General features: G+C 34.2%; 10 protein-coding genes and 1 pseudogene. 8 read left to right on the top strand and 3 right to left on the bottom strand.

Annotated elements, in window-relative coordinates:
* Nucleotides 1-325 precede the first annotated feature (325 nt).
* Together V7056_RS16060 and V7056_RS16065 are read left to right on the top strand one after the other, a co-directional pair.
* A pseudogene (locus V7056_RS16060) lies at nucleotides 326-1,800 on the top strand (SulP family inorganic anion transporter).
* A gap of 159 nt (nucleotides 1,801-1,959) precedes the next feature.
* Nucleotides 1,960-2,385, top strand: coding sequence for a protein-tyrosine phosphatase family protein (locus V7056_RS16065; RefSeq protein WP_499703433.1), 426 nt, complete (start codon nucleotides 1,960-1,962; stop codon nucleotides 2,383-2,385).
* A 133-nt stretch (nucleotides 2,386-2,518) separates the two neighbouring features.
* Here V7056_RS16065 and V7056_RS16070 read toward each other — a convergent pair whose 3' ends face one another.
* Nucleotides 2,519-2,689, bottom strand: coding sequence for a hypothetical protein (locus V7056_RS16070; protein ID WP_499703434.1), 171 nt, complete (start codon nucleotides 2,687-2,689; stop codon nucleotides 2,519-2,521).
* A 224-nt stretch (nucleotides 2,690-2,913) separates the two neighbouring features.
* On the opposite strand from V7056_RS16070, the gene V7056_RS16075 reads away from it, so the two are divergent.
* Complete coding sequence (locus V7056_RS16075) at nucleotides 2,914-4,143, top strand: MFS transporter (RefSeq protein ID WP_499703435.1); 1,230 nt, start codon at nucleotides 2,914-2,916, stop codon at nucleotides 4,141-4,143.
* Between the two features lie 86 nt (nucleotides 4,144-4,229).
* On the opposite strand, the gene V7056_RS16080 is transcribed toward V7056_RS16075, so the two are convergent.
* Nucleotides 4,230-4,763 (bottom strand): TetR/AcrR family transcriptional regulator, encoded by a 534-nt coding sequence (locus V7056_RS16080; protein ID WP_499703436.1) that lies wholly within the window; start codon nucleotides 4,761-4,763, stop codon nucleotides 4,230-4,232.
* A 281-nt stretch (nucleotides 4,764-5,044) separates the two neighbouring features.
* On the opposite strand from V7056_RS16080, the gene V7056_RS16085 reads away from it, so the two are divergent.
* The 5 genes from V7056_RS16085 to V7056_RS16105 all read left to right on the top strand — a co-directional run bounded on the left by V7056_RS16085 (nucleotide 5,045) and on the right by V7056_RS16105 (nucleotide 8,773).
* A complete protein-coding gene (locus tag V7056_RS16085; protein WP_499703437.1) occupies nucleotides 5,045-5,803 on the top strand; it encodes an SDR family oxidoreductase in 759 nt (252 codons plus the stop codon).
* A 143-nt stretch (nucleotides 5,804-5,946) separates the two neighbouring features.
* Nucleotides 5,947-6,555, top strand: a complete 609-nt coding sequence (locus V7056_RS16090) for a hypothetical protein (RefSeq protein WP_499703438.1) — start codon at nucleotides 5,947-5,949, stop codon at nucleotides 6,553-6,555.
* A gap of 122 nt (nucleotides 6,556-6,677) precedes the next feature.
* On the top strand, nucleotides 6,678-7,133 hold the full coding sequence (locus V7056_RS16095) for a GNAT family N-acetyltransferase (RefSeq protein ID WP_499703439.1): 456 nt from the start codon (nucleotides 6,678-6,680) through the stop codon (nucleotides 7,131-7,133).
* An 86-nt stretch (nucleotides 7,134-7,219) separates the two neighbouring features.
* Entirely contained in the window at nucleotides 7,220-7,576 is a 357-nt protein-coding gene (locus tag V7056_RS16100) for a DUF952 domain-containing protein (RefSeq protein WP_499703440.1), read from the top strand.
* A gap of 120 nt (nucleotides 7,577-7,696) precedes the next feature.
* Nucleotides 7,697-8,773, top strand: a complete 1,077-nt coding sequence (locus V7056_RS16105) for an NAD(P)H-dependent flavin oxidoreductase (RefSeq protein WP_499703441.1) — start codon at nucleotides 7,697-7,699, stop codon at nucleotides 8,771-8,773.
* Nucleotides 8,774-8,841: 68 nt separating this feature from the next.
* Here the strand turns inward: V7056_RS16105 and putP are convergent, their stop codons facing one another.
* Nucleotides 8,842-10,287, bottom strand: a complete 1,446-nt coding sequence (gene putP, locus V7056_RS16110; protein WP_499703442.1) for a sodium/proline symporter PutP — start codon at nucleotides 10,285-10,287, stop codon at nucleotides 8,842-8,844.
* Nucleotides 10,288-10,289: the final 2 nt, after the last annotated feature.

Below are 10,289 nucleotides of genomic sequence, written 5' to 3' on the forward strand. Positions count from 1 at the left end.
AAAATGCAAGTTCAAGATCGTTTAAATGCTGTGATTAAAGCTGTTCAAAACAATTGGATCCGTATTTGTTAAGTAAATTTATTTTTTAGTTTTAGCTCTTTATATTGTATTATTTCAGAAAATTCTATTTAGCAATCGTTACAACCGCTCGATTTGTTCTTGAGCGGTTATTTTAATTTCTCTAGGAATTCAGAAATATATATGATAAATTCATTGATTATCATCGAGTTATACAGATATAATGGTTTTTATGAAGTCGGGACGATATCCATTTTGAGAGATATCAATGAACTTTGATAACGATATAGTTAGTGAGGTACTAAATATGGAAGCGTATTTCAAGCAACAGTGGTTCTCAAATGTGCGAGGTGATATTCTTCAGGAATTGTTGTTGCATTAGCATTAATTCCAGAAGCAATTGGGTTTTCAATTATTGCTGGGGTAAATCCAATGATTGGTTTATATGCATCGGTTTGCATTGCGGTCGTCATTTCATTTGTAGGTGGTCGACCAGGGATGATTTCAGCTGCTACTGGTGCGATGGCATTAGTTTTAGTTGGTCTAGTAAGAAATCATGGAGTAGAATACATGCTTGCAGCTACCATCTTGACTGGTGTAATCCAAATTATTTTAGGTTTTTTAGGAATTGGAAAACTAGTAAAATTTATTCCACGTTCAGTGATGACAGGTTTTGTCAATTCTCTTTCGATCTTAGTATTCACTGCACAATTACCTTATTTCGTTGGTGAATCTTGGCAGATGTACGCAATGGTTGCAGGAGGCTTATTCATAATCTATTTATTTCCAAAAATAACAAAGGCCATACCGTCTTCATTAGTAGCCATTCTCATCATTAGTCTCATTGCAATCACTACAGGAAGCGACGTACGAACAGTAGGAGATATGGGAGATATAAAAGGTACTTTACCAAGTTTGATCTTACCTAATGTACCAATTTCTTTTGAAACATTTTCAATTATCCTACCTTATGCAATCTCACTTGCCTTAGTTGGATTAATTGAATCATTGCTAACTGCACAAATTCTAGATGATCTGACAGATACTTCAAGTAATAAAAATCTTGAGAGTAAAGGTCAAGGTATTGCAAATATCGTAAATGGATTATTTGGTGGTATGGCAGGATGTGCAATGATCGGACAATCTGTTATTAATGTCAGATCAGGTGGTCGAGGTCGATTATCCACTTTTATCGCGGGAACTTTTTTGATGTTTCTGATTATTGTATTAAATAAGTTAGTCGTTCAAATACCTTTAGCTGCACTTGTTTCGGTAATGGTATTTGTTTCAATTAGTACATTTGATTGGTCATCAATAAAAAATATATTTAATTTACCTAAAACCGATGCTGCTGTTATGGTCATTACTGTAGGATTTGTGGTCTCAACTCATAATTTAGCGATTGGTGTAATTGCTGGTACTTTATTAAGTGCGATTTTCTTCGCAGCAAAAATTTCCAAAGTAAAAGTGACATCTAAGAAAGTAAATTCAAGCAATACACGTATTTATACTGTGGAAGGTCAACTATTTTTTGCATCAGTTACAGATTTTGTGGGTACAATTGATTTTAAAGATGATGTAGAAACTGTTGAAATTGATTTATCTCTTGCTCATGTTTGGGATGAATCTGGTGTTTCTGCGATCGATAAAATTATTTTAAAGCTACATGAAAACGGAATTAATACAAAAATAATTGGATTAAATGGATCAAGTAAGTCAATTATTGATTCTATTGGCGTATACAATAAACCAGGTGCTTTAAAGCGGACAATAAATCATTAACGGTTGATTCTCATTGTTTTTGTACTTTGTATACAAACTGGAAGCTCCTTCATTTAGAAGGAGCTTTTTTAAATTTTTTCAAGAAATCAATGTTTGCTAATTAAAAAAAATAGTAAAAATATAGTAAAATAAACTGACAGAATGAAGGAGGCAATTAGTTTGGAAAAAAAATACCAAGAATTAATTAAAAACCGAATATATTTCGGCGGTGCAAATGATGTATCTGACATGATGGAACATGAAAAGGCAGATGTAGTGTTTGATTTACGAGTAAAGGAATATGACGTTGACTCAAATATAAATCGTGTACATACCCCAATAGTTGATGAACAAGAACAACAAGCTGAGTCTTTAAAGAATGCTTTACATCATGTGAAAGATGCATATCAAAACAATCAAAAAGTGTATTTTCATTGTGGTGGGGGAAATACGCGTGCGGGAACTGTTGCAATCGGTACTTTGCTTGCATTAGGTCAGGCGAAAACAATTGAAGAAGCAGAAGAAATGGTTCGTTCAATTCGTCCATCTATTAAATTTAAACCTGAGATGAAAAGTTCATTAAAAAGGATCTTTCCAGAATCATAATCAAAATCGATAAAAATTAATAAGGAAAAAATAATAATAATCTATTAAAAAAGATGACTTTATGAAGTCATCTTTTTTTGTTTCTAATATACCAATAAGTAGGTAAATGGAATATTCAATTTAACAATATTTACTATCTGAAGAAAAAGCCCCATATAAGTATTGGTGTGATTAGAAATGTGTAAAGTAAAAATTGGAGGATAATAATCGGCGCGATTTCTTTATAATCATCTGCCCAGAATTTCGCAATTCCAGCGGTAAGCGCTAATTCTAAAAGAGGACCAAATACGATTAACCATTTCATTTTATATTTCTTCTCCCATTCAATAGATGTTTTGACGTAAAATTGAAATATAAAATTTTATATTGTTTCCGTCATCTAAGTAGATATACAAAATAAAGTTATACTACGATACAATATAATATACTTTTTAGTACAAATTTTCAACAAATTTAGTGAAATTCAATTATAATATATCAGTAGTATATTTATATACTTACATAAAATTTGTTTGTAGAAAAAAGGGCGTGAGGTTTGTTTTGGGAGATTCAAGGAGAGCATTGCTAAGACAGCCATCATTCGTGAAATTTTGGGGATCACGGATGCTGTCTTCATCATCTTTTCAAATGTTATCAGTTGCAATTGGATGGCAAATGTATTCTTTAACTCACGATGCATTTAGTCTCGGGTTAGTTGGACTGGCTCAATTCGTTCCAATGGTATTATTGACTTTAGTTGTCGGTCAAGTTGCAGACCGCTTTGATCGTAGAAGAATCGTTTATTTATGTCAAATAATAGAAGCCTGTGTTGCGGGACTTCTCCTTTATGGTAATCTTTTTGGCTGGCTTGGCCGTGAACAAATATTACTAGCGGCTATGGTATTAGGTGCATGCCGTGCATTTGAAGGTCCATCTTCTGCAGCACTTTTACCACAATTGGTACCAAAATCTATCTTGCAAAAAGCAATTGCACTTAGTACATCAGCAGGACAAACAGCTCAAATATTAGGTCCATCAATTGGTGGATTACTATATGCATTAGGTCCTACTTATGTATACAGTACTGCAACAGCTTCTTTACTTGTTGCCACTATACTTACTTGGTCAATTCAGTCTCAGAAAATTGAGAGAACTTCTGAACCTGTAACACTAAGTTCAATTTTTTCAGGACTAGTTTTTGTACGTCGTCATCCAATCATATTAGGAACAATTTCGCTAGATTTATTCGCAGTACTACTTGGCGGAGCAACTGCACTTTTACCAATTTTTGCACAAGATATCTTGAAAACAGGACCTTTCGGTTTAGGGCTTATGAGAACGGCACCGGCAGTTGGCGCATTACTTATGTCTATTGTATTGGCTAATTTCCCATTAAAAAAATCAATTGGTCCAAAGCTTTTCACCGCCTTAGGAATATTCGGATTGGCTACTATGTTATTTGCACTGTCAACAAATCTTTATTTATCCTTATTTGCATTACTTGTGATTGGGGCATCAGACGTAGTCAGTGTTGTCATACGATCTTCACTTGTTCAGTTGCAAACACCTGATGAAATGAGGGGAAGAGTAAACGCTGTGAATTCTCTCTTTATAGGAACATCCAATCAACTTGGTGAATTTGAATCCGGAACTTTAGCAGGCTTAATGGGAGCAGTACCAGCTGCTTTAATAGGAGGCATCGGTACAGTAGTCGTGGCCGGACTTTGGATGTATTTATTTCCTTCACTTAGAAAAATTAGGTCTCTTTCAGAAAGTTAATTACAACAAAATGACTATTTTGGACTGCACCCCACAAGTTAGTAACAACTAACAATTGGAGGTGTATTCCATTTTACTGTCCATTTTTAGTTACCTACAATATTCGGTTTAACGATTGTATTCGTTTTACTATTTATGATAATTTCTAACAATTGTTCTGCCATATAACTAGAGCTGTATTTAAATCCATCATTAACTAATTCTATGATCATTCCTAAAATTGCATATGCTTGATAGCTTGCATGTAGTTCTCGATTAATTTTTGGGTTAGACATTTGATCACTAAGCTCTTGTAGTGCTAATGTTTTTAATACATTACAAAATCTATTTTGAAATCCTAGCAACGCATTTGATTGTACGATTAGAGTATAAAAATTAGCGTATTTCCAAACATGGTCAAAAACTTTGATTGCTGATGGAGAGAGTTTACTTACATCAAATGATTCACTTCCTTTATAAGGTTCTCGGTAAGATGCGATTAAATCAGTTATGACATCATCAATTATTTCTTCTAAAATATCTTCTTTATATTGGTAATGCTTATAAAAAGTACCGCGATTTAGATCCGCAAGCTGCACGATATCAGTGATTGAGATTTTTTTAAAATCCTTCTCCTTCATTAAACCAATAAAGCTTCCTTTAAAGCATGTTTAGATTTAGAAATTCTTCTATCTATATTGCTATTTTTATTAATCATTTGTGATCTCCTATGTTTACTAAATATAATTAATCATCAGATTAGATGTTAAGTGTTCACTAACGAACAAATCACCCTGTATTTGCCGATTGTTTAGTCTACTAATTATTAATTATAATATACACATGGATCGTTAATAAACAAATGTTCATTAACTTTTCTTGTATGCGCATACAAATTAAACGACAATTGGAGGAAATGATGATGAGACTTCAAGATAAAGTAGCAATCGTAACAGGAGCTGCTTCAGGTATGGGGAAAGCAATCGCTAACTTATACGCAAAAGAAGGAGCTAAAGTAGTTGTTTCAGATATTAATTTGGATGCAGCGAATAAAACTGTTGAAGACATTACTTCCAATGGGGGAACTGCCATTGCGATTATGGCAAATGTCGCAAAAGAAGAAGACATACAAAATTTAATTGATACGACTGTCAATACTTACGGTACACTTGATATTTTAGTAAATAATGCGGGAATTATGGACAATTTTGAGCCTGCTGCTGATATAGAAGATGATAATTGGGAAAGAGTATTTGCAATCAATACTACTAGTGTAATGCGTGCTACACGCAAAGCTTTACCAATATTTTTAGAAAAACAAAATGGAGTCATTGTAAATATTGCATCCGCTGGTGGTTTAAATGGAGCTCGTGCTGGTGCAACATATACAGCTTCTAAACACGCCGTTGTTGGCTTTACAAAAAATACTGGCTTTATGTATGCACCAAATGGTATTCGTTGTAATGCGATTGCACCAGGTGGAGTAGAGACAAATATTGGTACATCTATGACCAATATTAATCATTTTGGTATAGGGCGTACACAGGCTGGTCTTGCGGTAAATCCAAGAATGGGTAAATCAGAGGAAATCGCAAATGTTGCATTGTTCCTTGCTTCTGATGAATCAAGTTTCGTAAATGGAACTGTTATTACAGCAGATGCAGGTTGGACTGCTTATTAAGCTAATTAATATAAATTTTAAAAAGATTGAGTCGTTATTTCTCAATCTTTTTTTATTTCAATTTATAAATACGATCATGCTCAAGTTTTTAAAAATAACGTATATATTGTAAAATATAGGTAAGATGAGAGGAGATGAATTGATTGAAAGAATCTTTATTGCAAGAAATACATGAGTTTTCATTATGGGGAGAGCATGCAGATCATTTTGAGTATTTAGCGAGTGGTAAAGATGGCAATGTTTATACTCGTGACGACCTTGTGATCAAAGTGTTTAAGGAAGGCGCGAAAAGCAGAGATGATGGTATGAAGCTACATCGACTTGAAAACAGTATTTATTACCCACAAGTTGAAGCATATACAACTGACTTTATGGTAAGTGAACGAATTTACGGTGATACTTTTTATCAGTTGGTAGGACATGAAGATGGGCTTCGAATTCGTTATGAAAATGAAATACAAGAAGCTATGATTGATGCACATCTTGCTGGACTTGATGCTTTTGATTTACATAATCACAATATCATATTAACGAATAATGGCGAAATCAGGATCGTGGATGTAGGAAGGTTTGGTACTGAAACGACTACGCTTCAATTCGGTATCTTCAGAAAACTATTTGGTAGCAGTTCAAAACGTCACCATCGCAAACATCGTCATCATCGTCATCATTCATCGTCTTCAAATCATCATCATCATCATAGGCACTCACATTCACATTCGTATTCTCGAAGATCATATTCATCGTCATAATCATGTTTTCAAGCGATTTTTCAATATTCAATTGAAAATCGCTTTTTTATTAACTTTCAAAACATTTGAAATTAAGTATAATAATTATGATGAAATGACAATGAAATTCGGGGTGAAATATGATGCAAATTAAAAAAGATGACTTAACAGGAACAGAAGTGATTCAATTAATTGTGGAACATCTACAAGGTATGGCCCAAAATTCCCCAGCTGAAAGTATACATGCATTAAATATTGAGGGATTAAAAAAACCTGAAATTACTTTCTGGAGTGCATGGGAGCAAGCGCAATTATTAGGTTGTGGAGCATTGAAAGAACTTGATCAAACCCACGGAGAAATCAAGTCTATGCGTACTTCATCATTACACTTACGCAAAGGTGTCGCAAATACAGTACTTCAATTCATCATTAATGAAGCAAAGAATAGAGGATATAAACGTGTTAGTTTAGAAACAGGTTCTATGGATGCATTTGCACCTGCTAGAAAACTTTATTCTAACTTCGGTTTTCAATATTGTGAGCCATTTTCTGATTATATTGCAGATCCAAATAGTGTATTTATGACATTGGAATTATGATTACAAAAAACAATTTTGATTTCAAATTTATGTAATTCATGTTACTGTTTATAGATATCATAAACATATTGTTAGGAGACTACTGAATGATATTACATATTATTGAAAATGAAGAATGGTTCAATGCTAAAGAATTAGGGATTTATATGCCACCTAGTTTAAAAGCTGAGGGATTTATTCACTGTTCTACAATTGAACAATCACTTGAAGTTGCAAATCTTTTCTTTGAAGGGTTTAAAAATTTACTGATACTTTGTATCGACCCAGCTAAGTTAGAATCGAAATACGTTTATGAAGATTTAATTCAATCTGGGAAGTTATATCCTCATATTTATGGACCTTTAAACTTGGATGCTGTCATTAAAGTTGTTGAATTCCCAGTAAGTAGCAATGGGCAATTTACTGATTTACCAGAAGACATTCAATATCTTTTAAGTAAATGATCAATCACATAAATTCTTTTTGACCTTCTTATTGAGAAGGTCTTTTTAGTTGAAAATGACCTAGTTTCCTTCATAAAATATAAATTAATCACGAAGAACTTACTAAAAGGAGGTTTCACTGTGAAAATCCAACCTAATACGAATCTTTGTCAGTTATTTAACATTCGTTACCCTATTTTCTTAGCTGGAATGGCAGGTGGACCTGGTACTGTAAAATTAGCTGCAGCAGTTTCTAATGCAGGCGGACTTGGAACAATTGGAGCTGCTTATATGCAACCGAATGACATTAGATCAGCAATTCATGAGATTCGCAAATTAACAAAGTATCCTTTTGCAGTTAATTTATTTGCCACCAGTAATTCTGATCATGCTTCTGAAATTAGTGAAGTACAAAGTGAACTAAATAAATTCAGAAAGATACTGGGTATTCCATTAGCAAAAGAGGATGGTATAACATCAACTTCTATTTTTGATGAACAGTTTGACATATTAATAGAGGAAAAGGTTCCTGTAATAAGTACTGCTTTTGGTTTACTCACTGATAACATGATAGCACAAGCAAATGCATTAGGGATTCGAGTTGTGTCAATGGTAACATCAGTACAAGAAGCACTTCTTGCAGAACAAGCAGGTTGCGATGCAATAGTAGCGCAGGGGACAGAGGCAGGCGGACATAGAGGTACTTTTAACGTTAAGGACAAAGCGATGGGAAATAATATTGGTACGATTGCATTAGTTCCGCAAATCGTTGACCAAGTAAACATTCCTGTGATCGCTTCAGGTGGAATTATGGATGGACGTGGTTTAGTTGCAGCACTTGTCCTTGGGGCACAAGGTGTTCAAATGGGCACTCGATTTTTAACATCTAATGAATCTGGTGCGCATATTTCTTATCAAGAAAAGCTTTTGAAAAGTACTGAAGAAAGTACTGTTATCACAAATTCATTTTCAGGTCGCCCAGCTAGGGGGATTAAAAATGAATTTATCGAGCACTGGGAAAATATAGATATCGAACCATTACCGTTTCCGATCCAAAATACAATCACAAGAGATATAAGAAATGCAGCTGCTTCGCAAAACAATACAGATTATATGTCTTTATGGGCGGGACAAGGCTTAAGAATGCTTACTAGTGGACAGGGTGCTGAGGAGATAATTGAAGAAATTCTTGAAGAGGCTAGAGCAATACTTTCTTAGTTATTTTTTGAGAGTTAAAATACATAAAAAACCGGAGTGTGATTACACACTCCGGTTTTAATTTATTTTTACGCAAGACGTTTTTCCATTTCATCAAACTGTTCTTCAATTTTGCTACTATGGTTTGATGTAAGGAGACTAATGATAATAACAGCAAGTAAGCTAAAGAAGAAGCCAGGTACCATTTCGTATAAATTGATTGCTTCTTTAATCGCATCTACACTAATCCAAATCATAACTGTTAATGCACCAACAATCATACCTGCAAGCGCGCCCCAACGAGTCATTCGTTTCCAGAATAAGCTTAATAGAATTGCAGGTCCAAATGCTGCTCCAAAGCCTGCCCATGCATTTCCGACAAGATTTAGAATTGTGTCATTTGGCGTTAATGATAATACAAGTGATACGATTGCAACGATTAAAACTGCTAATCTACCAATACGAACAAGATCCTTATCAGATGCATTCTTTTTACCAAAAATACGATATAGATCTTCAGTTAATGCACTTGCAGTTACTAAAAGCTGTGAAGATATTGTGCTCATAATCGCAGCAAGTATTGCAGATAACAAGAATCCAGTAATTAATGGATGGAATAAAACTTCAGAGAAATAAATAAAAATTGTTTCAGGATCCTCCAAAGTTAAATTGTTAACTGAAATATAAGCAATTCCTATTAATCCTGTAAAAATTGCGCCTACGATCGTAAAAATCATCCAACTCATACCAATTCGACGAGCGGGCTTTAATTCTTTTACAGTCGAAATTGCCATAAATCGAACAATAATATGAGGTTGTCCAAAATAACCTAAGCCCCATGCAAGTAATGAAACGATACCTATAAAAGAAGTACCAGTAAAAATATTTAATAGTTTCGGGTCGATACTTTTAATTTCATCGAATACAGGCTTAACACCACCAACATCTAAAAAGGCAACTACTGGCACTAAAATAAGCGCAATAAACATAATCAGACCTTGAACAAAGTCCGTTAAACTTACTGCTAAAAACCCACCGAAAAGTGTATAGGCAATAACAACTCCAGCCGTAACAAATAGTCCAACTTTATAATCAATTCCAAAAGCAGATTCGAATAATGTTCCACCAGATACAAAACCTGCTGAGCAATATAATGTAAAGAAAATGATAATAACAATTGCTGAAACAATTCTTAAGATTCTACTAGAATCTTGGAATCTTTTTTCAAAATAATTTGGAATCGTAATTGAGTTATCCGCTACCTCAGTAAAAACTCGTAAACGAGGTGCTAACAGTAAATAGTTCAAATAAGCTCCAACTGTCAGACCAATCGCAATCCAAGCAGAAGAAATCCCAGTTGCATACATCGCTCCTGGTAACCCCATTAACATCCAACCGCTCATATCTGCTGCACCTGCTGAGAGTGCAGTAACAGCTGGCCCAAGTCCACGGTCACCAAGCATGTACTCTGATAAACTATCAGTGGACTTTTTGTAAGCGTAAACTCCAATTGCTAGCATAAAAATAAAATAAATAG

The organism is Bacillus sp. JJ664 (assembly GCF_036962205.1).
Taxonomy (GTDB): Bacteria; Bacillota; Bacilli; order Bacillales; family Bacillaceae_G; genus Gottfriedia.